This window comes from Micromonospora sp. RB23 (genome assembly GCF_053585025.1).
Genome location: NZ_CM132111.1, coordinates 4951083 through 4975944, shown reverse-complemented (window position 1 = coordinate 4975944; position 24862 = coordinate 4951083). Strand labels below are relative to the sequence as shown.

The 24862-nt window shown below is 71.0% G+C and carries 24 protein-coding genes; 17 read left to right on the top strand and 7 right to left on the bottom strand.

Features of this window, described 5'->3' with window-relative positions; translation table 11 throughout:
• Positions 1–141: 141 nt before the first annotated feature.
• The 5 genes from gap (at position 142) to ACTFTM_RS22530 (ending at position 4029) form a co-directional block, all read left to right on the top strand.
• A complete protein-coding gene (gap, locus tag ACTFTM_RS22550) occupies positions 142–1146 on the top strand; it encodes a type I glyceraldehyde-3-phosphate dehydrogenase (RefSeq protein WP_449562468.1) in 1005 nt (334 codons plus the stop codon).
• Between the two features lie 52 nt (positions 1147–1198).
• On the top strand, positions 1199–2398 hold the full coding sequence (locus ACTFTM_RS22545; protein ID WP_449562467.1) for a phosphoglycerate kinase: 1200 nt from the start codon (positions 1199–1201) through the stop codon (positions 2396–2398).
• 2 nt (positions 2399–2400) lie between these two features.
• Entirely contained in the window at positions 2401–3192 is a 792-nt protein-coding gene (gene tpiA, locus ACTFTM_RS22540) for a triose-phosphate isomerase (RefSeq protein ID WP_449562466.1), read from the top strand.
• Between the two features lie 95 nt (positions 3193–3287).
• The gene (gene secG, locus ACTFTM_RS22535) at positions 3288–3548 is read left to right on the top strand and encodes a preprotein translocase subunit SecG (RefSeq protein ID WP_355049593.1); all 261 of its coding nucleotides are present in this window, start codon (positions 3288–3290) and stop codon (positions 3546–3548) included.
• A gap of 139 nt (positions 3549–3687) precedes the next feature.
• On the top strand, positions 3688–4029 hold the full coding sequence (locus ACTFTM_RS22530) for an RNA polymerase-binding protein RbpA (protein WP_357134282.1): 342 nt from the start codon (positions 3688–3690) through the stop codon (positions 4027–4029).
• 102 nt (positions 4030–4131) lie between these two features.
• Here the strand turns inward: ACTFTM_RS22530 and pgl are convergent, their stop codons facing one another.
• The 6 genes from pgl to tkt form a co-directional block, all read right to left on the bottom strand.
• Positions 4132–4902 carry a 6-phosphogluconolactonase gene (gene pgl, locus ACTFTM_RS22525; RefSeq protein WP_449562465.1) on the bottom strand — a complete coding sequence of 257 codons (771 nt, stop codon included), beginning with the start codon at positions 4900–4902 and terminating at the stop codon, positions 4132–4134.
• A gap of 125 nt (positions 4903–5027) precedes the next feature.
• Positions 5028–6044, bottom strand: coding sequence for a glucose-6-phosphate dehydrogenase assembly protein OpcA (locus tag ACTFTM_RS22520; protein ID WP_449562464.1), 1017 nt, complete (start codon positions 6042–6044; stop codon positions 5028–5030).
• On the bottom strand, positions 6041–7582 hold the full coding sequence (gene zwf, locus ACTFTM_RS22515) for a glucose-6-phosphate dehydrogenase (protein ID WP_435207571.1): 1542 nt from the start codon (positions 7580–7582) through the stop codon (positions 6041–6043). Before zwf ends, ACTFTM_RS22520 begins: the two co-directional genes overlap by 4 nt.
• Before the next feature lie 2 nt (positions 7583–7584).
• Positions 7585–9234 (bottom strand): glucose-6-phosphate isomerase, encoded by a 1650-nt coding sequence (locus ACTFTM_RS22510; protein ID WP_449562463.1) that lies wholly within the window; start codon positions 9232–9234, stop codon positions 7585–7587.
• Between the two features lie 37 nt (positions 9235–9271).
• Positions 9272–10447 (bottom strand): transaldolase, encoded by a 1176-nt coding sequence (tal, locus tag ACTFTM_RS22505; RefSeq protein WP_449562462.1) that lies wholly within the window; start codon positions 10445–10447, stop codon positions 9272–9274.
• A 15-nt stretch (positions 10448–10462) separates the two neighbouring features.
• The gene (gene tkt / locus ACTFTM_RS22500) at positions 10463–12601 is read right to left on the bottom strand and encodes a transketolase (protein ID WP_449562461.1); all 2139 of its coding nucleotides are present in this window, start codon (positions 12599–12601) and stop codon (positions 10463–10465) included.
• Between the two features lie 264 nt (positions 12602–12865).
• Here tkt and ACTFTM_RS22495 point away from each other — a divergent pair, with 264 nt between their 5' ends.
• The 3 genes from ACTFTM_RS22495 (at position 12866) to ACTFTM_RS22485 (ending at position 15394) form a co-directional block, all read left to right on the top strand.
• A complete protein-coding gene (locus ACTFTM_RS22495) occupies positions 12866–13819 on the top strand; it encodes a heme o synthase (protein WP_449562460.1) in 954 nt (317 codons plus the stop codon).
• A 304-nt stretch (positions 13820–14123) separates the two neighbouring features.
• On the top strand, positions 14124–14459 hold the full coding sequence (locus tag ACTFTM_RS22490) for a hypothetical protein (protein WP_357134296.1): 336 nt from the start codon (positions 14124–14126) through the stop codon (positions 14457–14459).
• Between the two features lie 14 nt (positions 14460–14473).
• The gene (locus ACTFTM_RS22485; protein ID WP_449562459.1) at positions 14474–15394 is read left to right on the top strand and encodes an ATP-grasp domain-containing protein; all 921 of its coding nucleotides are present in this window, start codon (positions 14474–14476) and stop codon (positions 15392–15394) included.
• Between the two features lie 816 nt (positions 15395–16210).
• On the opposite strand, the gene ACTFTM_RS22480 is transcribed toward ACTFTM_RS22485, so the two are convergent.
• Positions 16211–17152: a COX15/CtaA family protein gene (locus tag ACTFTM_RS22480; protein WP_449562458.1), complete on the bottom strand. Its 942-nt coding sequence runs from the start codon at positions 17150–17152 to the stop codon at positions 16211–16213.
• A gap of 116 nt (positions 17153–17268) precedes the next feature.
• On the opposite strand from ACTFTM_RS22480, the gene ACTFTM_RS22475 reads away from it, so the two are divergent.
• The 9 genes from ACTFTM_RS22475 to ACTFTM_RS22435 all read left to right on the top strand — a co-directional run bounded on the left by ACTFTM_RS22475 (position 17269) and on the right by ACTFTM_RS22435 (position 24820).
• The gene (locus ACTFTM_RS22475; RefSeq protein WP_449562457.1) at positions 17269–18066 is read left to right on the top strand and encodes a helix-turn-helix transcriptional regulator; all 798 of its coding nucleotides are present in this window, start codon (positions 17269–17271) and stop codon (positions 18064–18066) included.
• The gene (sufB, locus tag ACTFTM_RS22470; RefSeq protein ID WP_449562456.1) at positions 18063–19493 is read left to right on the top strand and encodes a Fe-S cluster assembly protein SufB; all 1431 of its coding nucleotides are present in this window, start codon (positions 18063–18065) and stop codon (positions 19491–19493) included. The genes ACTFTM_RS22475 and sufB overlap by 4 nt, the downstream gene beginning before the upstream one ends.
• A gap of 64 nt (positions 19494–19557) precedes the next feature.
• On the top strand, positions 19558–20703 hold the full coding sequence (gene sufD, locus ACTFTM_RS22465) for a Fe-S cluster assembly protein SufD (RefSeq protein WP_449562455.1): 1146 nt from the start codon (positions 19558–19560) through the stop codon (positions 20701–20703).
• Entirely contained in the window at positions 20703–21029 is a 327-nt protein-coding gene (locus ACTFTM_RS22460; RefSeq protein ID WP_449562454.1) for a non-heme iron oxygenase ferredoxin subunit, read from the top strand. The genes sufD and ACTFTM_RS22460 overlap by 1 nt, the downstream gene beginning before the upstream one ends.
• Positions 21029–21802 (top strand): Fe-S cluster assembly ATPase SufC, encoded by a 774-nt coding sequence (sufC, locus tag ACTFTM_RS22455; protein WP_449562453.1) that lies wholly within the window; start codon positions 21029–21031, stop codon positions 21800–21802. The genes ACTFTM_RS22460 and sufC overlap by 1 nt, the downstream gene beginning before the upstream one ends.
• Before the next feature lie 20 nt (positions 21803–21822).
• A complete protein-coding gene (locus tag ACTFTM_RS22450) occupies positions 21823–23127 on the top strand; it encodes a cysteine desulfurase (RefSeq protein WP_449562452.1) in 1305 nt (434 codons plus the stop codon).
• 2 nt (positions 23128–23129) lie between these two features.
• Entirely contained in the window at positions 23130–23603 is a 474-nt protein-coding gene (gene sufU / locus ACTFTM_RS22445; protein WP_449566700.1) for a Fe-S cluster assembly sulfur transfer protein SufU, read from the top strand.
• Positions 23600–24034, top strand: coding sequence for a metal-sulfur cluster assembly factor (locus tag ACTFTM_RS22440; RefSeq protein ID WP_449562451.1), 435 nt, complete (start codon positions 23600–23602; stop codon positions 24032–24034). Before sufU ends, ACTFTM_RS22440 begins: the two co-directional genes overlap by 4 nt.
• Before the next feature lie 177 nt (positions 24035–24211).
• The gene (locus ACTFTM_RS22435) at positions 24212–24820 is read left to right on the top strand and encodes a TIGR03086 family metal-binding protein (RefSeq protein WP_449562450.1); all 609 of its coding nucleotides are present in this window, start codon (positions 24212–24214) and stop codon (positions 24818–24820) included.
• Positions 24821–24862 lie beyond the last annotated feature (42 nt).

Below are 24862 nucleotides of genomic sequence, written 5' to 3'. Positions count from 1 at the left end.
CCTCGGGCGGTCAGGTCCTCAGACCGCGCGGCGGGGTGGCCGAGATGAACCGTCGACGGCCGGCTCCAACGGTCGGCGCACACCATTCCCGCCGGCCCGTTGAGTCAAGCCGGCGGACCAGAACGCGAGGAGATGGGACCTGTGACCATCCGGGTTGGCATCAACGGCTTTGGCCGAATCGGCCGTAACTTCTTCCGGGCAGTGCTGGCGTCCGACGCCGACATCGAGGTCGTGGCGGTCAACGACCTGACCGACAACGGCACGCTCGCCCACCTGCTCAAGTACGACAGCATCCTCGGCCGCCTGCCGTACGAGGTGAAGGCCACCGCCGACGAGATCACCGTCGGTGGCAAGACCATCAAGGCGTTCGCCGAGAAGGACCCGGCGGCGCTGGCGTGGGGCGAGGTCGGCGCGGACGTCGTCATCGAGTCGACGGGCTTCTTCACCGACGGCACCAAGGCCAAGGCGCACATCGACGGCGGCGCCAAGAAGGTCATCATCTCCGCCCCGGCGAAGAACGAGGACGTCACCGTGGTCATGGGTGTCAACCACGACACCTACGACCCGGCGAAGCACACCATCATCTCCAACGCCTCGTGCACGACGAACTGCCTCGCGCCGATGGCGAAGGTCCTGCAGGACACGTTCGGCATCACCAAGGGTCTGATGACGACGATCCACGCGTACACCCAGGACCAGAACCTGCAGGACGCGCCGCACAAGGACCTGCGCCGGGCGCGCGCCGCCGCGCTGAACATCGTCCCGACCTCCACCGGCGCCGCGAAGGCCATCGGCCTGGTGCTGCCGGAGCTGAAGGGCAAGCTCGACGGGTACGCGCTGCGCGTGCCGATCCCGACCGGCTCGGCCACCGACCTGACCGTCGAGGTCGGCCGGGAGACCACCGTGGACGAGGTCAACGCCGCGCTGAAGGCCGCCGCGGAGGGCCCGCTCAAGGGCATCCTGGTCTACAACGAGGACCCGATCGTCTCCGCCGACATCGTCACCGACCCGGCGTCGTGCATCTTCGACGCGCCCCTGACCAAGGTCATCGGCAACCAGGTCAAGGTCGTCGGCTGGTACGACAACGAGTGGGGCTACTCGAACCGCCTCGTCGACCTCGTCAAGCTGGTCGGTTCGTCGCTGTGAGTGCGAGGAGTGAGCTTGCGAGCCCCGCAGTCACGAACGGAGGGCTAGCTCTGTGAGCATCCGGACCCTCGACGACCTGCTCGCCGAGGGGGTGTCGGGTCGGCGCGTGCTGGTGCGCGCCGACCTGAACGTCCCGCTCGACAAGCAGACCGGTGCGATCACTGATGACGGGCGCATCCGCGCGGTGCTGCCGACCCTCGGCGCGCTGGTCGAAGCCGGCGCGAAGGTGGTCGTCTGCTCGCACCTGGGCCGCCCCAAGGGCGCGCCCGACCCGCAGTTCAGCCTCAGCCCGGTCGCCGGGCGACTCGGTGAGCTGCTGGGCGCGCCGGTGCGCTTCGCCACCGACACGGTTGGCGAGTCGGCCCGCTCCACCGTCGCCGACCTGGCCGACGGCCAGGTCGCCCTGCTGGAGAACCTGCGCTTCAACGCCGGTGAGACCAGCAAGGACGAGGCCGAGCGCGGCGCGTTCGCCGACCAGCTCGCCGCGTTCGGCGACGCCTACGTCGACGACGCGTTCGGCGCCGTGCACCGCAAGCACGCCAGCGTGTACGACGTGCCGGCGCGGCTGCCGCACGTGGCCGGCCGGCTGGTGCTGCGCGAGGTCGAGGTGCTCTCCAAGCTGGCCAGCGAGCCCGAGCGGCCGTACGTGGTGGTGCTCGGCGGGTCCAAGGTCTCCGACAAGCTGGCCGTGATCGAGGCGCTGCTGCCGACGGTCGACCGGCTGCTCATCGGCGGCGGAATGTGCTTCACCTTCCTCAAGGCCCAGGGCCTGGAGGTGGGCACCTCGCTGCTGGAGAAGGACATGGTCGAGACCTGCCGCAACCTGCTGGAGCGGGCCAACGGCAAGATCATGCTCCCGGTCGACGTGGTGGTCGCGGACGCGTTCGCGCCGGACGCCGCGCACGACACGGTCCGCGTCGACGGCATCCCGAGCCACCGGCTCGGCCTGGACGTCGGCCCGGAGACGGTCGCCGGCTTCGCCGCCGCGCTGTCGCAGGCCAAGACGATCTTCTGGAACGGGCCGATGGGCGTGTTCGAGATGGCCGCCTTCGCGGCGGGCACCCGGGGCATCGCCGAGGCGATCACCAAGGCCGACGCGTTCAGCGTCGTCGGCGGCGGCGACAGCGCGGCTGCCGTACGGGCGTTGGGCCTGGACGAGTCGAGCTTCGGTCACATCTCCACCGGCGGCGGCGCCTCCCTGGAGTACCTGGAGGGCAAGACCCTCCCCGGCATCGCGGCCCTGGAGAACTGAGCATGGCGAGCACGACCCGCCGGCCGCTGATGGCCGGCAACTGGAAGATGAACCTCAACCACCTCGAGGCCAACCTGCTCGTGCAGAAGCTGGCCGCGAGCCTCACCGAGAAGCAGCTCACCGACGTCGAGACCGTCGTGCTGCCGCCCTTCACCGACCTGCGCACGGTGCAGACGGCGGTGGACGGCGACAAGCTGCTGATCGGCTACGGCGGGCAGGACCTCTCGCCGCACGCCTCCGGCGCGTACACCGGGGACATCTCCGGGCCGCTGCTGGCCAAGCTCGGCTGCACGTACGTGGTGGTCGGGCACTCCGAGCGGCGGGCGTACCACCACGAGGACGACGCGCTCGTCAACGCGAAGGTGAAGGCGGCGCTCACGCACGGCCTGACCCCGATCCTCTGCGTGGGGGAGGGGCTGGACGTGCGCGAGCAGGGCACCCACGTGGCGCACTGCTCCGACCAGCTCGACGGCGGCCTCGCCGGGCTCACCCCCGAACAGGTACGCCAGGTGGTCATCGCGTACGAGCCGGTCTGGGCGATCGGCACCGGCAAGACGGCCACCCCCGAGGACGCCCAGGAGGTCTGCGGGGCGGTCCGCCAGCGGTTGGCGGAGCGCTTCGACCAAGAGACCGCCGACGCGGTACGGGTCCTCTACGGCGGCTCGGTCAAGGCGTCGAACGTCGCCTCGATCATGGCCCAGCCGGACGTGGACGGCGGCCTGGTGGGTGGCGCGAGCCTGGACGCGGAGGAATTCGCGCAGATCTGCCGGTTCCCCGAGCACATCGCTCGCTGATCGCTCGCTATTCTGGACACCGCCCGTCCACCGGCCGGTGCCGGAGTGCCCGACCTGTCCGGGCGAGGATCGCTACGAGAGGACTGCCCCCAGCCATGCCGATCTGGTTCGCATACACGTTGATCGTGTTGCTGGTCATCACGAGCGTTCTGCTCACCCTGCTCATCCTGCTGCACCGCGGTAAGGGCGGCGGGTTGTCGAGCATGTTCGGTGGCGGTGTCAGCTCCAGCCTCGCCGGCTCCTCGGTGGCCGAGAAGAACCTGGACCGGTACACCGTTCTGGTGGGTGTCGTCTGGTTCGCGGCGATCGTCGGGCTGGGCCTCTGGCTCCGTCTCCAGATGAACAGCGGCACCTGAGCGAGCCCGCCAAGTCGTACAATCTGCGCGCGGTCCGTCACTCGACGGGCCGCGCGCAGTCTTTTCTCCGCTGCACCGCGTCGCCCGCCGCCCATCCCCGACGGCGGCGGGTCCCCTCCGACGACAGGAGCGAGCAGCCGTGCCCAGTGGCAACGTCATCCGTGGCGCCCGCGTCGGGTCCGCGCCCATGCGCCCCGACGAGCGGCACCAACCGGCCCCCCGACAGGCCGTCACCTACTGGTGCCGCAACGACCACCAGACCGACATCCGGATCGCGGCCGACGCCACGGCGCCGCCGCTGTGGGACTGCCCCCGCTGCGGGCTCCCCGCGGGGCTGGACGCCGAGAACCCGCCCGGACGCGTCCGCGCCGAGCCGTACAAGAGCCACCTGGCGTACGTCAAGGAGCGGCGTACCGCCGAGGAGGGGGAGGCGTTGCTGGCCGAGGCCCTCGCCGCGCTACGCCGCCGACGCGGCGAATAGACGACACAGGGCCCCTCGCGGTGCGCGAGGGGCCCTGTCGTCGCGGTCAGCGCAGCCTGCGGCGTGCCGTCGGCCCAGCGGAGCCTGCGGCGTGCCGGTGATCTAGCGCAGGCTGCGGAAGCGGGCCGGCACGTCGGCGGCGGCCGCGCGGTCGAGCAACCAGCGGGTACGGTCCACGCCGTGCACCCCGGCCGCCGGGATCTGCATCGGCCCCGCGCCGGCCAGCGCCATGCCCACCGCGCGTGCCTTGTCGGCGCCGCCGGCCACCAGCCAGACCTCCTCGGCGGTGTTGATCGCCGCCAGGGTGAGGGTGGTCCGCACCGGCGGCGGCTTCGGGCTGCCCCGCACCGCGCTGACCGGCCGCGTGTCGTGGTGCACCGGGTGCTCCGGGAAGACCGAGGCGACGTGCCCGTCCTCGCCCACGCCGAGCATCAGCACGTCGAAGTGCGGCAGCGCGGCGTGCCCCGGCCGGGCGGCGCGGGCCAACTCCTCGGCGTACGCCGCGGCGGCCGCCTCGGGGTCGTTGCCGGCCGGGCCGTCGGAGGCCGGCATGGCATGCACCCGGGCCGGGTCCAGCGGCACCGAGTCCAGCAGGGCGGCCCGGGCCTGGGTCTCGTTGCGCTCCGGGTCGCCGGACGGCAGGAACCGCTCGTCGCCCCACCACACGTCGACCCGGGACCAGTCGACCGCGTCGCGGGCCGGCAGCTGCGCCACCGCCCGGTAGACGGCGGCGGCGATACGCCCACCGGTCAGGACCACCGCGGCCGCACCCCGGTCGGCCTGGGCGTCGAGCACCTTCACCAGCAGTCGGGCCGCCACGGCCTGCGCCAGCAGATCGGCGTCGGCGTGGACGGCGACACTCGCCTCACTCATGGGTTGTGCCTTCGTTTCCGGACCGCCGGGCGGTCGCTGTCGCGTCGTGCCCGGACGCCGAGCGTCCGGAATGGGACGGCCAAGGGCCGGGACGTGACGTCCCGGCCCTGCCGGTGTCGTGCTGCTCAGCTCTCGCCGCTCGTGCCGGTGTGCGCGGTGACCCCCGCCTCGGCGCGCTGGGCCGTGGCCGGATCCTTCCAGACGTGCACCCGCTGCGGTGGGCGCTGTTCCAGACCGCGCAGGCCGGCGGTCGCGCCCAACGCCTCCGCGTACACCTGGTCGGCGTCGAGGCGGCGCAACTCCTCGGCCAGCTCGTCGCCGAGCGGCCGACGGACCAGCGGCAGCGTGCGGTCCTCCTGGCCGGTCCGCCGGAACACCGCCAGGCTGTCCTCGCGGGTCAGCGTCAGCTTGTCGCCGTTGGCGCAGGTCAACTGCACCTCGCGCATCCGGGGGAAATCGTCGGTGTCCACCCTGCGCGGGGTGATGCCGAGCCGGCTGGACAGCCAACCGGCCATCAGCGCCGCCGTCGGGTCGGTGGGCGGCGCGACGATGGTCGCCTCGGTGACCTTCGCCTCGGTGGTGTCGAACGCACCGGCCACCAGGGTCCGCCACGGGGTGATCCGGGTCCACGCCAGGTCGGTGTCGCCCGGGGCGTAGTCCCGGGCCCGCTGGCGCAGCGCCTCCACCGGGTCGGTGGCCTGCGCCGTGTCGGTGATCCGCCGGTCGGCGACCACACCGAGGAAGTCGGTGGCGATCTCGGCGGGCGGCTCACCGTGCCACCAGGTCACCACCGGCACGTCCGGCACCAGCAGCGGCATCACCACCGACTCGGCGTGCAGGGCGAGTCGCCCGTACATCCGGGTGACCACCGCCTCGCACGGCCCGAGACGACCACCGACCACGATTTCCGCGTCCAGCCGGTTACGCTCCCGCTCGATGTCGGAGCGGACCACGACCACCAGCCGGCACGGGTGGGCGGCGGCGGCGATGGTCGCCGCCGCCTCCGCCTCGCGGACGCGCTTCTCGTCCACCACCACGATGAGGGTGAGCGCCATGCCGCTGGCCACACCACCGGCGCTGCGCCGTTCGGCGGCCAGCGCCTTGACCACCTCGTTGCCGGTGGTGTCCCACAGCCCGATCATGCTCTTCTCCAAGCGCGGCCCTCGCGGGCCAGCATCTCGTCAGCCGCCCGTGGACCCCACTCGCCGGCCCGGTACGGCTCCGGCGTGGTGCCCGCCCAGGCGTGCTCCAGCGGGTCGATGACCTGCCAGCTCTGCTCGACCTCGGCGGCGTCCGGGAACAGGGTGCGGTCCCCGATCAGCACGTCCAGGACGAGTCGCTCGTACGCCTCCGGGCTGGACTCGGTGAACGCCTCGCCGTACTGGAAGTCCATGGCGATGTCGCGGACCTCCATCGTCGTGCCCGGCACCTTCGAGCCGAACTTGAGCACCACGCCCTCGTCCGGCTGCACCCGGATCACCAACTGGTTGTTGCCCAGCGACTCCATGTCGGCGTCGTTGAACGGCAGGTGCGGCGCCTTCTTGAACATGATGGCGACCTCGGTGACCCGCCGGGGGAGACGCTTGCCGGCCCGGATGTAGAACGGCACCTCGGCCCAGCGCCGGTTCTGGATGCCGAGGCGCACCGCCACGTACGTCTCCGTGGTGGAGTCGGCGGGGACGTCCTGCTCCTCCCGGTAGCCGACCGCGCGCTCGCCGCCCACCCAGCCGGGCAGGTACTGGCCCCGGACCGTGTCCCGGGCCACGTCCTTGGGCAGGGTGATCGCCTTGAGGACCTTCAGCTTCTCGGCGCGGATCTCGTCGGCGTCGAAGCTGGTCGGCTCCTCCATCGCCACCAGGGCCAGGAGCTGGAGCAGGTGGTTCTGCAGGACGTCGCGGGCGGTGCCGACGGTGTCGTAGAAACCGGCCCGGGTGCCGATGCCGACGTCCTCGGCCATGGTGATCTGCACCGAGTCGACGTACTTCGAGTTCCACAGCGGCTCGAACAGGTTGTTGGCGAACCGCAGGGCAAGGATGTTCTGGACCGTCTCCTTGCCCAGGTAGTGGTCGATCCGGAAGACGTCCTGCCGGGTGAACACGTCGTCGACGAGGTCGTTGAGCGCCTTCGCCGACGGCAGGTCGTTGCCGAACGGCTTCTCCACCACGACCCGCCGCCAACCGCCGGACTTGTCGTTGTCGGCCATGCCGGTGCGGGCCAACTGCTTGAGCACCACCGGGAAGGCAGCCGGGGGGATGGAGAAGTAGAACGCCGCGTTGCCGGCGATGCCGTGGCTCTGCCGCAGCTCGTCCAGGGTCGAGGCGAGCTGGTCGAAGGCGGCGTCGTCGTCGAACGAGCCGCCCACGAACTTGATGTTGCCGGCCAGCCGCGCCCACACCTCGTCCCGCCACGGCGTACGGGCGTGCTTCTTGGCCGCCTCGCAGGCCAGCGTCTCGAAGTCACCGTCGCCCCAGTCGCGGCGCGCGAAGCCGAGCACCACGAAACCGGGCGGGAGCAGCCCCCGGTTCGCCAGGTCGTAGACCGCGGGGAGCAGCTTCTTGCGGGCCAGGTCGCCGGTCACCCCGAAGATCACCAGAGCGCACGGCTCGGGGATCCGGGGCAACCGGCGGTCCTGCGGGTCACGTAGCGGGTTCGTCGAGCCGCCTTCTGTCACAGCGTCCATCCTCACGCCCGCAGCTCACCGGCCGCGTCGAGTAGTTGGGCGACGCCGGCTGCCCGGTCGGTCAGGTGCAGCCGCAGCACCGGACGCTCCCGGCCGGCGAGGGCCTGCCGGTCGCCGGCGGCCTGCGCCGCCTGCAACTCGCCGAAGGTGTACGGCTTACCCGGCACGTCCAGGTCCTCCGCGACCGCGCCGGTCACCTGGAGGTAGCTGCCCACCTGCGGGCCGCCCTTGTGGTACTGGCCGGTGGAGTGCAGGAACCGCGGCCCCCACCCGAAGGTGACCGGCCGGCCGGACGCGCCGGCCAGCAGCGGCCGCAGCCGGGCCGCGTCGGCGTCGGCGAACCGGTCGAGGTACGCCATCACCGCCAGGTAACCGTCCTCGCCCAGCCCGTCGAGCAGCCACCGCAGCACCCCGGCCAGGTCACCCGGGGCGCCCTGCGGCGCGTACACCTCGATCGCGCCCTCGGTGAACGACGGCGTCTCCGTCGGCAGCCCCGAGGCCAGGATCTTGTTGGTGTTCTCCTTGGACTCGGTGACGTTCGGCTGGTTGAACGGGTCGATGCCGAGCACCACGCCGGCCACCGCGGTGGCGTACTCCCAGGCCAGGAACTGCGCGCCGAGCGGGCCGTTGACGGCCACGTCCGGGGCGCCGCCACCGCCGGGCACGTCACCGGCGGCCAGCGCGCCGCCGTAGCTGACGGTCAGCACGTCGGGGCCGGTCGCGCCGGGGCTCTGCGGTGACTCCACGACCACCGGCAGGATGCCCACGCCGGCCTTGCCGGTCGACTCGGCGATGAGCTGCTCGGCCCAGTCGCCCAGACCGTCGATGCCGGTGCCGTCGGACACCAGGGCGACCTTGTCACGGGCCAGCGTGGCGGCGGCGCCCAGGGCGGCACCCAGCGCCAGCGCCGGGTTGTCGCGGTCGGCGGCGAGTGACTGGGCCAACGCGTCGGCCTGGTCGATCAGCTCCGACACGTCGACGCCGGCCAGCGCGGACGGCACCAGCCCGAACGCGGTCAGCGCGGAGTACCGGCCGCCCACGTTCGGGTCGGCGAGCACGGTGAACGCGCCCATCTCGGTCGCGGTCTTCTCCAGCGGCGAGCCCGGGTCGGTGACGATGACGAAGTGCCGGCCGGCCTCCGCCTCGGTCATCCCGGCGTCCAGGAACGCCTGCCAGTAGGCGCGGCGGTGGCTGTCGGTCTCCACCGTCGAGCCGGACTTGCTCGCGACCACCACCACGGTGCGTTCCAGCCGGTCACCGAGGGCCGCCCGGACCTGGCCCGGATCGGTGGTGTCCAGCACGGTCAACGGCCGGCCCAGGGTCTGCGTGATCACCTCGGGGGCGAGCGACGAGCCGCCCATGCCCGCGAGCACGACGTGGTCCAGGTCGGCCAGCTCCGCCTTCAGTTCGGCGAGCTGCGCCAGCAGGTCCCGGCTGCGCCGGTGGGTGTCCACCCAACCGAGCCGGATCTTCGCCTCGGCCTCGGCGTCCGGACCCCACAGGCCCGCGTCCTTGGCGGCCAGCCGCCCGGGGACGCCGGCCTTGACCAGCGCCTCCCGGGTCGAGGCGGGCGCGGCCTTGTCGACCGCGTCCGCGCCGTAGACGGCGAGCCCGGCAGCGGCCTCCACCGGCCCTGCGAGAAGGTCACTCATGCCGTCACTCCACTTCGCTGCGTGCTGATCCGGTCGCTCACGCGCCACCGGCCTTCTCCGCGGCCTTCGCGTTGCCCTTGGCCGCCTTGTTCGGAGCGCCCTGGCCCGTCCCGGCCGCCTTCAGCGACTTGCTGACGCCGTCGAGCAGCTCCTGCCAGCTCGCCTCGAACTTCTCCACGCCCTCGCGCTCCAGGGTGGCGATCACGTCGGCCATGTCCACCCCGACCGACTCCAGGTCCGCGAAGACCTTGCGGGCCGCGTCGTAGGACCCGGTGACGGTGTCACCGCGGGTCTCGCCGTGATCGGCGTACGCGTGGATGACCGACTCCGGCATGGTGTTGACCGTTCCGGCGGCGATCAGTTCCTCGACGTAGATGACGTCCCGGTAGTCCGGGTTCTTCGTCGAGGTGGAGGCCCACAGCGGCCGCTGCGGGTGCGCGCCGGCCGCCTCGAGCGCCTTCCACCGGTCCGAGGAGAAGACCTCGGTGTAGCGCTCGTACGCGAGCTGCGCGTTGGCCACGGCGGCCTTGCCGCGCAGCGCCTTGGCCTGGTCGGAGCCGATCTTCTCGAGCCGCTTGTCGACCTCGGAGTCGACGCGGGAGACGAAGAACGACGCGACCGAGCCGATGGTGGACAGGTCGTGGCCGTTGGCCTTGGCCCGCTCCAGACCGGCCAGGAACGCCTCCATGACCGCCGAGTAGCGGTCCAGGCCGAAGATCAGCGTCACGTTGACGCTGATCCCCTCGGCGAGCGTGTCGGTGATCGCCGACAGGCCCTCCTCGGTGGCCGGGATCTTGATGAAGAGGTTCGGCCGGTCGACCAGCCACCAGAGCGCCTTGGCCTCGGCGACCGTCTTGTCGGCGTCGTGCGCGCTGCGCGGGTCCACCTCGATCGAGACCCGGCCGTCCACGCCGGCGCTGCCGTCGTACGACGGGCGCATCACGTCGCACGCCCACCGTACGTCGTACGTGGTGAGCATCCGTACGGCCTCTTCCACGTCCACGCCACGGATGGCCAGGTCGCGCAGCTGCCAGTTGTACTCGTCGGCGTCGCTGAGCGCCTTCGCGAAGATGGTCGGGTTGGTGGTGACCCCGGCCACGTGCTTCTCGCGGCGGAGCTGGTCCAGCCCGCCGGAGCTCAGACGTACCCGGGAGAGATCGTCGAGCCAGACCGCCACACCCGCGGCGGTGAGCTCATTCAGCTTGTCGGTCATGCCGTCCACGCTCCCTCAGTTGCCGGTCGTGAAACCGGTGATGTCGCCCACCCGGGCCAGCGAGGCGTGCGCCGCCGCCACGATCCGGTCGGGGGTGAACCCGAACTGCTCGAAGAGCACGGTGTACGGGGCGCTCGCGCCGTAGTGCTCGATGCTGACGCTCTCGCCCAGGTCGCCGACGATCCCGCGCCAGGACATCGCGATGCCCGCCTCCACGCTCACCCGTGCCTTTACCCCGCGGGGGAGCACCGACTCCCGGTACGCCTCATCCTGCTCGTAGAACCACTCCTGGCAGGGCATCGAGACCACCCGGGTCGGGGTGCCGTCGGCCTCCAGCCGCTCCCGGGCGGTCAGGGCGAGCTGCACCTCGGACCCGGTGGCGATGATGATCACCTGGGGCTTGCCGTTGGACGCCTCGGCCAGCACGTAGCCGCCCTTGGCCACACCCGCCGCGTCGCCCAGGACCTCCCGGTCCAGGGTCGGCAGGGCCTGGCGGCTCAGCGCCAGCGCGGTCGGTCGGTCGGTGTGCTCCAGCGCCTGCCGCCAGGCCCACACCGTCTCGTTGCCGTCCGCCGGGCGCACCACGTCCAGGCCCGGGATGGCCCGCAGCGCGGTCAGGTGCTCCACCGGCTGGTGGGTCGGACCGTCCTCGCCCAGGCCGATCGAGTCGTGCGTCCAGACGTACGTCACGGGCAGCTTCATCAGCGCGGCCAGCCGCACCGAGGGGCGCATGTAGTCGCTGAACACCAGGAACGTGCCGCCGTACGGGCGGGTGCCGCCGTGCAGGGCGATGCCGTTCAGGATCGCGCCCATGGCGTGCTCACGGATGCCGAAGTGCAGCGTGCGGCCGTACTCGTCGCCCGGGAAGTCCTTGGTGGCGTGCTCCGCCGGGATGAACGACGGCTCGCCCTTCATGGTGGTGTTGTTGCTCTCGGCCAGGTCGGCCGAGCCGCCCCACAGTTCCGGCAGCACCGGCGCGAGCGCCTCCAGCACCTTGCCGGACGCCGCGCGGGTGGCCACGCCCTTGGCGTCGGCGGGGAAGACCGGCAGCGCGTCGGTCCAGCCGTCGGGCAGCACCCGGCCGGCGAGCCGCTCGTAGAGCGCCGTGCGCTCCGGGTTGGCCTTCTTCCAGGCGTCGAACGACGCGGTCCACTCCTGCTCGGCGTCGGAGCCACGACCCATCACCGTGCGGGCGTGACCCAGCACCTCCTCGTCGACCTGGAAGGTCTGCTCCGGGTCGAAGCCGAGGATGCGCTTGGTGGCCTTGACCTCGTCGCCGCCGAGCGCCGAGCCGTGGATCTTGCCGGTGTTCTGCTTGTTGGGCGCGGGCCAGCCGATGATGGTGCGCAGGGCGATGAAGGAGGGGCGGGTGGTCTCCGCCTTGGCGGCCATCAGCGCGTCGTACAGCGCCTCGACGTTCTCGTGGTAGTCGCCCTGGTCGGCGTCACCGGTGCGCCAGTCGACGGTCTGCACGTGCCAGCCGTACGCCTCGTAGCGGGCCGCGACGTCCTCGCTCTTGGCGATACGGGTGTCGTCCTCGATGGAGATCTCGTTGTCGTCGTAGATCAGCGTGAGGCTGCCCAGCTGCTGGTGACCGGCGAGGGCGCTGGCCTCGTGGCTGATGCCCTCCTCGATGTCGCCGTCGGAGGCGATGCACCAGATGTTGTGGTCGAAGACCGACGTGCCCGGCTCGGCCTCCGGGTCGAACAGGCCACGCTCGCGGCGGGCCGCCATGGCCATGCCGACGGCGTTGCCCAGACCCTGTCCGAGCGGACCGGTGGTGGTCTCGACGCCCGGCGTGTGGCCGTGCTCCGGGTGGCCCGGGGTCATCGAGCCCCACTGGCGCAGCGACTTCAGGTCGTCCAGGCTCAGCGGGTAGCCGGACAGGAAGAGCTGGATGTACAGCGTCAGGCTGGAGTGGCCGGCGGAGAGCACGAACCGGTCCCGGCCGGGCCAGTTCGGGTCGGCCGGGTTGTGCCGCATGACCCGGTTGAAAAGAAGATAGGCCGCGGGCGCGAGGCTCATCGCGGTGCCCGGGTGGCCGTTGCCGGATTTCTCCACGGCATCCATGGCCAGCACGCGGACGGTGTCGACGGCCCGGCGATCGAGGTCGGACCAGTTGAGTGCGGAGTGCTCGGGTCGGTTGGCAGCCACGATGGTTGTGCTCCTCGGCAGATGGGCGGAACCCTCACTGGTGACCCTATCGAGCGTGACTAAACGTCCGCCCGGGGATCTCGCATGGTGTGCGGTACGTGACGGCCGGCCAGGTGGTTCAACCCGGTGGTGTGACGGCCCGCACCGTTGTCGGGTCGCCCGGGCAGCCAAAACGACAACGCGTAGTGTGTGGGTCGGTGTGCGGTCCCCGAGCGGGCCTCGCCGGTCCGAACTCCCCGTGCTGATGCCGGAAGGTGGCAATCCGTGAGCATGATCACCGAGCGCCCCGCGAGCAGCCCCGCCGGGCAGTCCCCGGCACGGGCGGCCGAGGGTCCGGTGGCGCGGCGGGACGTACGCGCGATCGTGTCGGCGTACGTGGCGCTGACCAAGCCGCGCATCGTCGAGTTGCTGCTGGTCACCACCATCCCGGCGATGATGCTCGCCGAGGGCGGCCTGCCGTCGCTGTGGCTGATGGCCGTCGTGCTCATCGGTGGCTCGCTCGCCGCGGGTGCGGCCAGCGTCATCAACTGCTACATCGACCGTGACATCGACCAGTTGATGCGGCGGACCAAGCGGCGTCCGCTGCCGGCGCACACCGTGTCGCCCCGTAGCGCGTTGGTCTTCGGTCTGGTGCTGGCGGCGGTCTCGATCGTCCTGATGGCGGCGTTCACCAACCTGCTCGCCGCGGGGCTGACGCTCGCCGCGATCGTCTACTACGACGTCGTCTACACGATGTGGCTCAAGCGCTCCACGCCGACGAACACCTTCTGGGGTGGGGCCTGCGGCGCGGCGCCGGTGCTCATCGGGTGGGCGGCGGTCACCGGCGGACTGGCCCCGGCGGCCTGGGCGCTGTTCGCGGTGGTCTTCTTCTGGCAGATGCCGCACTTCTACCCGCTGGCCATGAAGTACAAGGACGACTACGCCCGGGCCGGCATCCCGATGCTGCCCGTGGTCGCCTCGACCCGCCGGGTGAACGCCGAGATCCTGATCTTCGCCTGGCTCACCGTGCTCACCTCCCTGGCTGTCTGGCCGCTGGGGCTCAGCGCGATCTACGGGGTGCCGACCCTGGTGGTGGGCGCGATCTTCATTCTCGAGGCGCACAAGCTCTGCCGGCGGGCGACGCGGGGCGAGGCGGTCAAGCCGATGCGGCTGTTCCACTGGTCGACGACGTACCTGACGATCGTGTTCGTGGCCGTCGCGCTCGACGCGCTGATCTGACCCTGCCCGCGCGCGGCGTGGGTTTTGCGCGCGCGGCGCGAGTTTGGCCGACAATCCTGTTAACAGTCATCATCATGGATGAGTTGTCCCGGTTTAACGTCACATCAGAGTAACTTTCGGCATGAGTCGGATCGGCTCAACCTGCGCGGGCTGCGGCCTGGTTTGCCCCGGCAGTTGAGGCGGGAAAGTCCTGATTTAAGTGGACAAAGAGTCTGTCCTCTTCCTTAAACCTCTAGGTAATTGGCATCACAAAAGGTTCATGGTTCTCGCACGCGCGAGTGGAACTCTGCTTAGGCTTCGCGTCATGGCAGATGGTTCCGATACGACGCTGACGGCCGAGCAGAGCTCCGGCGAGCAGGCCCCGCAGGGCCTGGTCGCGGGTCTCAAGTCGTTCGCCGCCGGGCACGGCGGCGCGAAGGCCGTCATCGAGTACGTCGGTAAGCGCGGCGCACGGATCGTCCTCGTGGGCGCCGACGGTGAGTGGGGCGACCAGTTCGCCGAGGACACCGTCACGGCCCGGGAGGCGTGCGCCAAGGCGGGAGTCACCGTCGAGAACGCCTGGGAGCGTGAGCTGATGGACCAGATGCGACCGAGCAACGACCTCTGGCGGTCGATGGCCCGGCGCACGATGGCCCGTTGAGATAGATAGCTGAATTGACCAACCACCACCAGTCGACCCGGGGGGAACCCCGGGTCGCTCTCGTCACCTGCTCCCGCCTGGTCGAGCTGGACCCCGACGACCGCCTCGTCCTCGATCCGCTCGCCGCGCGGGGGATCACCGCCGAGGCCGCCGTCTGGGACGACCCGGACGTCGACTGGTCCGCGTACGACCTGGTCGTGCTCCGCTCGCCGTGGGACTACGCGCTGCGCCGCGACGAGTTCGTCGCCTGGGCCGCCACCGTGCCCACCCTGGTCAACCCCGCCGACGTGGTGCGGTGGAACACCGACAAGCGTTACCTCGGCGAGCTGAGCGCCGCCGGGGTGCCCACCGTGCCGACCTCCTGGGTCGAGCCGGGCGAGACCTGGTCCCCGCCCGCCGACACCGGCGAGTACGTGATCAAGCCGGCGGTCAGCGCGGGCAGCCAGGACACCGGCCGCTACCACCTGGCCGACCCGGAGCACCGGGCCCTGGCCGAGGCGCACGTACGCCGCCTCTCGGCCGCTGGCCGGACGACAATGGTCCAGCCGTACCTGCGCGCCGTCGACACCGAGGGCGAGACCGCGCTGCTCTTCCTGGCCGGCCCGGACGGTCTCGCGTTCAGTCACGCCATCCGCAAGGGGCCGATGCTGACCGGCCCGGACCTCGGCCCCGACGAGCTGTACAAGGACGAGGAGATCAGCCCGCGTACCGCCCGGGCCGAGCAGTTGGCGGTCGCGGACCGGACCCTCGCGGCGATCCCCGGCGGCACCCGGCAGCTGCTCTACGCCCGCGTGGACCTGATCTCCGGCCCGGACGGCGGCCCGGTCCTGGTCGAGGTGGAGCTCGCCGAGCCGTCGCTCTTCCTCGGGTACGCCGACAACGCGCCCGACCGCCTCGCCGCCGCGATCGCCACCCACCTGACCCGCCCGGCCTGACCTCGTCGGGCTGGGGCGCCGTCCCGGCGTGGCCCTTCGGGACGTGCGGCGGGGTTGCTGCGCCGTGGCGTGTCGAGGCGGCGACGGGCCTGGAGGTGCACGGATGCTGGGCGGGAGCCGATGCGGCGCTGCCTCGACGTTGGCGGCTGGGCCAGCTCCGCCGACTCGACGGCGACGGCGCTCAAGATCGCGCTGCATCCAGGATGTAGTGGTATCGCGGACACGTCGACGCCACTACATCCTGGTTCGAGCGTGACCATGAGTACTGCGGGGCGCCCCACCGCCGCGCCGGGTCTGCCGCGCCGCTCGCCCGTCCTCGCGCCCCGCGCCCCTCGTCAAGATCCGCGCCCCTCGCCCCTCGCCCCTCGTCAAGATCCGCGCAACTTCGGGGATGTTGCTGTCTCCCGCGTCCCGGAAGCAGCAACATCCCTGAACTTGCGCAGATCTTGGGCGAGCGTGCAGACGCGGAAGCGCAGGCCGCGGCGGCGTGCAGCCCGGACGCGCGCCAGCGCCCGGGGCGCAGTCGCGCGTCCGAGAGGCGCGGGCACCAAAACGCGAGGGCGGGGCCGCGGACACCTCGCCCGTCGCGCCGATCTTGCACTTTCTGTCTCGACCTGTCGGGCGAATCTCGACACTTCGGCCTTCACAAGTGCAAGATCGGCGCGTGTGCGGGGTGAGGCGTGCGGGGTGAGGCGTGCGTCCCTCGTCAGGATCCGCGCAACTGCGGGGATGTTGCGGCTTCCCGCATCCCGGAGGCGGCAGCATCCCTGGAGTTGCGCGGATCTTGCGGGGGCGCGCGGCGGGGGCGCGTGGGGGTCAGGCGGGGACGGGTTCGGTCTTCGTTGCGGGGATGGTCTGGGGTTCCGGGGTGACCGGGCGGCGTTCGCGGGTGGACCACTGGACCGCGAGCGCGGCCAGGAGCACCAGGCACGAGCCGAGCATGTGCGCGCCGACCAGGAGTGCCGGCACGTGGGTGAAGTACTGCACGAAGCCGATGAGTCCCTGGCCCAACTCCACCGCCAGCAGGACCACGGCGGCCCGGGCGGCCCGTCGCGCGCCCACCGCGCGGAACGCGAAGATCAGCGCCACCGACAGGCCGATCAGCAGGAAGACAGCGTCGGCGTGGACCTGGGAGATCGACTCCGGGTCCAGGCCGTTGCGGGCCGCGCCGTGGTCGCCGGCGTGCGGTCCGCTGCCGGTGACCCAGGTGCCGATCACCAGCACCGCGACGGTGACGCCGGTGGTGACCCGGGCGAGCGTGCGCAGGGGAGTGGGCACCACGGCGACCGTCGGGCCGTCCGGGTCGCCGATCCGCCGCCAGAGGGTGTACGCGGCGGCGATCACCGCCATCGAGGCGAGGAAGTGCAGCCCGACCACCCACGGGTTGAGATTGGTGAGCACCGTGATGCCGCCGACCACCGCCTGGGCGGGGATGCCCAGGAACACGGCGACGGCCAGCGCGAGGAGCCCGGGTCGGCGGGGCCGGTGGATCAGCACGGCCAGCAGGGTGGCCAGCGCGATGAGGCCGACCGCGAAGGTCAGCATCCGGTTGCTGAACTCGATCACCCCGTACACGCCCATCTCGGGGGTGGTGACGTACGAGTCGTCGGTGCACCGGGGCCAGGTGGGGCAGCCGAGTCCCGACGCGGTCAGCCGGACCGCCCCGCCGGTGACGACGATCGCCACGTTCGCGATGATCGAGGCGAGCGCGAGGCGGCGCAGCAGGACGCCGGATACCGGACGGACGATTCGGTTCACGGCGCAAATCCTACGCACCGTAGTGATCGAGGTTCGTCCGACTCCGTCGACTCGGTGGTTCGGATCACCGGGGCCCGGGTTTGCCACCCTCCGGCCAATTACGTAACGTTGGCGTTGTGAAAAACGCGGCGGCGCTCTCCGGGCACCAGCCGGCGGCTGTCCCGGCCGTCGGCGCGTCCGCGTCCGCCCCCGTCGGGGCCTCGCCGTCCGTCCTGGGCGGCTCGGCGACGGAGACCCCCACCCGGGACCGCGTCACCCAGTTGCTGTTGGAGCGCGGCGCGACGACCGCCGCGCAGCTCGGTCTGGCGCTCGGCCTCAGCCCGGCGGCGATCCGCCGGCACCTGGACGCGATGCTCGCCGACGGTGACGTCGTCGCCCGCGAGCAGGCGGTGCAGGGCAGTCGTGGCCGGGGCCGTCCGGCCAAGGTGTTCGTGCTGACCGAGGCGGCTCGGGTGCGCTGTGGCACACACCACTACGACAACATGGCCACCGCGGCCCTGCGCTGGATCGCCCGCAGCGGCGGCCCGGACGCGGTCGAGGCGTTCGCCGCCGAGCAGGTCTCCGCGCTCGAATCGCGCTGCCGTGCCGCCATGGAGGACGCCGGCGACGACCCTCTGGCGCGGGCCGAGGCACTCGCCGGAGCGCTCACCGCCGAGGGTTACGCTGCCAACGCGACCACGATTGCCTCCGGCGGCCAGCTCTGTCAGCACCACTGCCCGGTGGCGCACGTGGCCGCCGAGTTTCCCCAGCTGTGCGAGGCCGAGACCGCGGTGATCTCCCGTCTGGTCGGCACCCACGTGCAGCGCCTGGCCACCATCGCGCACGGCGACGGGGTGTGCACGACGCACATCCCGACCCAGCCGGGCCGTGCTCCATCCGGTAATCCCGTCACCACTGTGAGGACAGATAGATGACCGAGCAGATCGTCCAGCCCCTGACCCAGGAAGAGCAGCTCGCCGCCCTGGGTCGCTACGAGTACGGCTGGTCCGACCCGGACGCCGCCGGGGCGGTCGCCCAGCGCGGCATCAACGAGGCGGTGGTACGGGACATCTCGGCCAAGAAGAACGAGCCGGCCTGGATGCTCGACCTGCGCCTGAAGGGTCTGCGGCTGTTCGGCCGCAAGCCCATGCCGGCCTGGGGCGCCGACCTCACCGGCATCGACTTCGACAACATCAAGTACTTCGTGCGGTCCACCGAGAAGCAGGCCACCAGCTGGGAGGACCTGCCCGAGGACATCAAGAACACGTACGACCGGCTGGGCATCCCGGAGGCGGAGAAGCAGCGGCTGGTCGCGGGTGTCGCGGCGCAGTACGAGTCGGAGGTCGTCTACCACAAGATCCGTGAGGACCTTGAGGAGCAGGGCGTCATCTTCCTGGACACCGACACCGCCCTCAAGGAGCACGAGGACATCTTCAAGGAGTACTTCGGCACGGTGATCCCGGTCGGCGACAACAAGTTCGCCGCCCTGAACACCTCCGTGTGGTCCGGTGGCTCGTTCATCTACGTGCCGAAGGGCGTGCACGTGGAGATCCCGCTGCAGGCCTACTTCCGGATCAACACGGAGAACATGGGCCAGTTCGAGCGGACGCTGATCATCGTCGACGAGGGTGCGTACGTGCACTACGTCGAGGGCTGCACCGCGCCGCTCTACTCCTCGGACTCGCTGCACAGCGCGGTTGTGGAGATCATCGTGAAGAAGAACGCGCGCTGCCGCTACACGACCATCCAGAACTGGTCGAACAACGTCTACAACCTGGTCACCAAGCGCGCCGTCTGCCACGAGGGCGCGACCATGGAGTGGGTCGACGGCAACATCGGCTCCAAGGTGACGATGAAGTACCCGGCGGTCTACATGACCGGCGAGCACGCCAAGGGCGAGGTGCTCTCGGTGGCGATGGCCGGCGAGGGCCAGCACCAGGACGCCGGCGCCAAGATGGTGCACGCGGCTCCGCACACGAGCAGCACCATCGTGTCGAAGTCGATCGCCCGTGGTGGCGGCCGGACCTCGTACCGGGGCCTGGTCCAGGTGCTGGAGGGCTCGCACCACAGCCGCAGCACGGTCAAGTGCGACGCGCTGCTGGTCGACACCATCTCCCGCTCGGACACGTACCCGTACGTGGACATCCGCGAGGACGACGTGTCGATGGGGCACGAGGCGACCGTCTCCAAGATCAGCGACGACCAGCTCTTCTACCTGATGAGCCGGGGTCTGAGCGAGGACGAGGCGATGGCCATGATCGTGCGCGGCTTCATCGAGCCGATCGCCAAGGAGCTCCCGATGGAGTACGCCCTGGAGCTGAACCGGCTCATCGAGCTCCAGATGGAGGGCGCGGTCGGCTGACGCCGCCCGTACCGTCCGGTCGACCAGACACCGTCGTCGTAGCACAGAACAGACCAAGGAAGAGATGACTACCCAGGCTTCCGCGCCGCCGCCCAGCACCAAGTCGCAGGCGCTGCGCTCGTACGACGTCGCCGACTTCCCGGCCCTCACCGGCCTGGAGGAGGACTGGCGTTTCACCCCGCTCAAGCGCCTCCGTGGGCTGGTGGCCGACGTTCCGGCCGCGACCGGAACGGTCCGGCACGAGTACGGCGACCTGCCCGAGGGCGTGTCCGTCACCCGGATCGGCCGCGACGACGAGCGGGTCGGCAGCGTGCTCACCCCGGTGGACCGGGTCAGCGCGTTGGCGTACGGCGCTGCCTCCGACGCCCTGCTGGTGCGGGTGGCGCAGGATGTGGTGCTCGGCGAGCCGGTGACCCTGCGGGTGGTCGGCACGGGCGCCGAGCAGGCGGCGTTCGGGCACACGTTCGTCGAGATCGCCCGCTTCGCCGAGGCGACCCTGGTGCTGGAGCACGTCGGATCGGCCACCCTGGCCGACAACGTCGAGGTCGCCGTGGCCGACGGCGCGAAGCTGACCCTGGTCACGGTCGCCGACTGGGCCGACGACGCGGTGCAGGCCCAGCACCTGAAGATCAAGCTGGGTCGGGACGCCAAGGTCGTCCACATCCAGGTGTCCCTGGGCGGCGACCTGGTCCGGCAGTTCACCTCGGTGGAGTACACGGGCCGGGGCGGCGAGGCCGAGCTGTACGGCGTCTACTTCGCCGACGGCGGCCAGCACCTGGAGCACCGGCAGCTCGTCGACCACAACGTGCCGGACTGCCGCAGCTACGTCGGCTACCGGGGCGCGTTGCAGGGCGCGGACGCGCACACCGTCTGGGTCGGCGACGTGCTGATCCAGGCCGAGGCGACCGGCACCGACACGTACGAGATCAACCGGAACCTGCTGCTCACCGACGGCGCGCGCGCGGACTCCGTACCCAATCTGGAGATCGAGACCGGCGAGATCGCCGGCGCGGGCCATGCCAGCGCGACCGGCCGCTTCGACGACGAGCAGCTGTTCTACCTGATGGCCCGGGGCATCCCGGAGGGTGAGGCCCGGCGTCTGGTGGTCCGCGGCTTCTTCGCCGAGGTGATCAACAAGATTCCGGTGGAGCCGCTGCGCGAGCGCCTGGGCGACGCGATCGAGGCCCGCCTGAGCAAGGCCGGCGCCTGATGATCCGGATCTGTTCCACCGAGGACGTGCCGAAGGGCACCGCCATCAGGGCGGACGTCGACGGCACGCCGATCGCCCTGGTGCACGCCGAGGACGGCCAGTTCTACGCCGCCTACGACGAGTGCTCGCACGCCGCGGTCGCCCTCTCCGAGGGTGAGGTCGACGGCTGCACGCTGGAGTGCTGGTTGCACGGCTCGCGCTTCGACCTGCGCACCGGCGCGCCCACCGGCCTGCCCGCGACCGAACCCGTACCCGTCTACCCCGTCGAAGTCCGCGACGGCGACATCTACCTGAGCCTGACGCCGAGTAATGGAGTGACCCGATAATGAGCACCCTGGAGATCCGCGACCTGAAGGTGTCGGTCAAGCTGCCCGAGGGTGAGCTCAAGCCGATCCTGGCCGGCGTCGACCTGACCGTGAAGTCGGGTGAGACCCACGCCATCATGGGCCCGAACGGCTCCGGCAAGTCGACCCTGGCGTACTCGATCGCCGGTCACCCCAAGTACGAGATCACCGGCGGCTCGGTGACCCTCGACGGCGAGGACGTCCTGGCCATGACGGTCGACGAGCGCGCCCGCGCCGGCCTCTTCCTGGCCATGCAGTACCCGGTCGAGGTGCCCGGCGTCTCGGTGGCGAACTTCCTGCGGACCGCCAAGACCGCCATCGACGGTGCGGCGCCGAAGCTGCGCACCTGGGGCGGCGAACTGCGGGGCGCCATGGAGCGCCTCCAGATGGACCCGGCGTTCGCCCAGCGCAACGTCAACGAGGGCTTCTCCGGCGGTGAGAAGAAGCGGCACGAGATCGTCCAGTTGGAGCTGCTCAAGCCGAAGATCGCCATCCTCGACGAGACCGACTCGGGTCTCGACGTGGACGCGCTGCGCGTGGTCAGCGAGGGCGTCAACCGGGTCCGCGACACCGGCGACACCGGCGTGCTGCTGATCACCCACTACACGCGGATCCTGCGCTACATCAAGCCGGACCACGTGCACGTCTTCGTCGCCGGCCGGATCGTCGAGCAGGGCGGCCCGGAGCTGGCCGACAAGCTCGAGGCGGAGGGTTACGAGCGGTACGCCGCCGGGGCCGGCTCGGCCAAGGCCTGAGTGGAAAGGGCGCTGCCGAGATGACCAGCATCGCGATCCCCGAGGGGATGCCGCAGTACGACGACGTGCCGCGTTTCGACGTGGCCCGGGTGCGCGCCGACTTCCCGATCCTCGACCGTGAGATCAACGGGCGTCCGCTGGTCTACCTCGACAGCGCCAACACCTCGCACAAACCGCGCCAGGTGCTCGACGTGCTCGACGAGCACTACGCGCGGCACAACGCCAACGTGTCGCGCTCGGTGCACACGCTGGGTACCGAGGCCACCGAGGCGTACGAGGGGGCGCGGGCCAAGCTCGCCGCGTTCATCAACGCGCCGAGCGTCGACGAGGTGGTGTTCACCAAGAACTCCACCGAGGCGATCAACATCGTGGCGTACGCCTTCTCCAACGCCTCGCTGCGTCCGGACGGCGACCCCCGGTTCCGGCTCGGTCCCGGCGACGAGGTGGTGATCTCCGAGATGGAGCACCACTCGAACATCGTCCCGTGGCAGTTGCTCTGCGAGCGCACCGGCGCGACCCTGCGGTGGTTCCCGGTGACCGACCAGGGCCGGCTGGACGAGTCGGGCCTGGAAGACCTGGTCACCGAACGGACGAAGATCGTCTCGCTGGTGCACATGTCGAACATCCTCGGCACCGTCAACGCCACCTCCCGGATCACCGCGCGGGTGCGCGAGGTGGGCGCGCTGCTGCTGCTGGACTGCTCGCAGTCCGTGCCGCACCTGCCCATCGACGTGGTCGACCTGGACGCCGACTTCATCGTGTTCACGGGGCACAAGATGCTCGGCCCGACCGGCATCGGCGTCCTCTGGGGGCGCGGTGAGCTGCTGGCGGCCATGCCGCCGGTGATGGGCGGCGGCTCGATGATCGAGACGGTGACCATGGCCCGGTCGACGTTCGCCGCGCCGCCGGCCCGCTTCGAGGCGGGCACCCCGCCGATCGCCGAGGCGGTCGCGCTCGGCGCGGCGGTCGACTACCTCACCGGCATCGGCATGCCCGCCGTCCAGTGGCACGAGAAGGAGCTGACGGCGTACGCGCTGGACGCCCTCGGCTCGGTGCCCGACCTGCGGATCTTCGGTCCGACCGTACCGATCGGCCGGGGCGGCACGATCTCGTTCGCCCTGGGTGACGTGCACCCCCACGACGTGGGCCAGGTGCTCGACTCGCTGGGCGTGCAGGTGCGGGTGGGTCACCACTGCGCCAAGCCGGTGTGCAGCCGGTTCGGCGTGCCGGCGATGACCCGGGCGTCGTTCTACCTCTACACCACCACCGGGGAGATCGACGCCCTGGTGGGCGGTCTGGAGCAGGTACGGAAGGTGTTCGACTGATGGTGCAGCTGGACCAGCTCTACCAGGAGATCATCCTGGATCACTACAAGCACCCGCACGGGCGGGGCCTGCGTGACGCGGACGACCCGGCCGACCAGGTCGCGGAGGCGCACCACGTCAACCCGACCTGCGGCGACGAGGTGACCGTCCGGGTCGCCACCGACGGCAGCGTGCTGCACGACATCTCGTACGACGGCATGGGCTGCTCGATCAGCCAGGCGTCGGCGAGCGTCCTGCACGAGTTGCTGCGCGGTCGGGGCGCCGGGGAAGCATTCGAGGTGCACGAGGCGTTCGTCGAGTTGATGTCCGGACGTGGCCAGGTCACGCCGGACGAGGACGTACTCGGTGACGGGGTCGCTTTCGCGGGCGTGGCCCGCTATCCCGCCCGGGTCAAGTGCGCGCTGCTGCCGTGGATGGCGTTCAAGGACGCCGCGGCACGCGCCGGTGTGGGCGTGAGCCCGGAGGTGAAGGCATGAGCAGCGAGGATACGGCTACTGCGGCGACGCCGGAGGCCGGCGACACCGTCACGGCGCAGACCGGCGCGGTCGGTGGCGACGCCGCCGCCCCTGCGGGCGGCGTCAGTAAGGCGATGATCGCCGACATCGAGGAGGCGATGAAGGACGTCGTCGACCCGGAGTTGGGCATCAACGTGGTCGACCTGGGCCTGGTGTACGGGGTGCACGTCGACGACGAGAACGTCGCGACCCTGGACATGACGCTCACCTCGGCGGCGTGCCCGCTGACCGACGTGATCGAGGACCAGGCCCGGCAGGCGCTCACCACCGGTCCTGGTGGCGGGCTGGTCAACGACATCCGGATCAACTGGGTGTGGCTGCCGCCGTGGGGCCCGGACAAGATCACTGACGAGGGTCGGGACCAGCTCCGTTCCCTCGGCTTCAACGTCTGACCCGACTCCCGACCTTCTTCGTCGAGCGCGGTGCCCTGTGGGGGTGCCGCGCTCGACTCGTTCTGGTGAAACTTGTTGTGGAACGGATCGTTCCGATCTGCTAGGCTGAGTTCAGAACGGAGCGGAACGTTCCGTTTCACGGGGAGACCCGGTGGATCAGCGGAGAGGGTCGGGACAATGAGCGAGACGGCAGCGGGGCAGTGGCGGATCGTGCTCGACGAGGCGCACCGGGCGCTGCGGACCACCGCCGAGGGGATTTCCGCCGACGCCTGGGACCTGTCCACCCCCTGCGAGCGGTGGACGGTCACCCAGGTGCTCCAGCACGCCACCGGCGACCAGCTCGCCTACGTCGCGGCCATCACCGGCGGATCGGGGCCGGAGGAGGACCCGTTCGCCCCCTCCGGGCGGATCGAGGGGAACAAGCTCGCCGGCCTGTACGCCGCCCTCGACGCGTCGGCAGGTGCCTGGGTGGGCGTCGCCGACGAGGATCCGCAGGTGCCGACGCCGCTGCCGCACGGCGCGCTGCCGGTCCACACGGCTGCCGTCGCCGCCGCTATCGACGCGGCGGTGCACGCCTGGGACATCGCGGTGGCCACCGGCCAGCCGTCCCCGATCGACAATGACCTGGCCCGCCCCCTGCTCGAGGTCGCCCGGCAGATCGTCGAGCCGCTACGGGCCTACGGCGCGTACGCGGCGGCGCTCGACCCGGGCGCGGAGGCCGACGACGTGACCGCGCTGCTCTCCTACCTCGGCCGCGACCCCCGGTGGGCCGAGTCGCGGCACTGATCCCTTGCGATCCGGCCAAGATCGCGCTCGATCATGGATGTA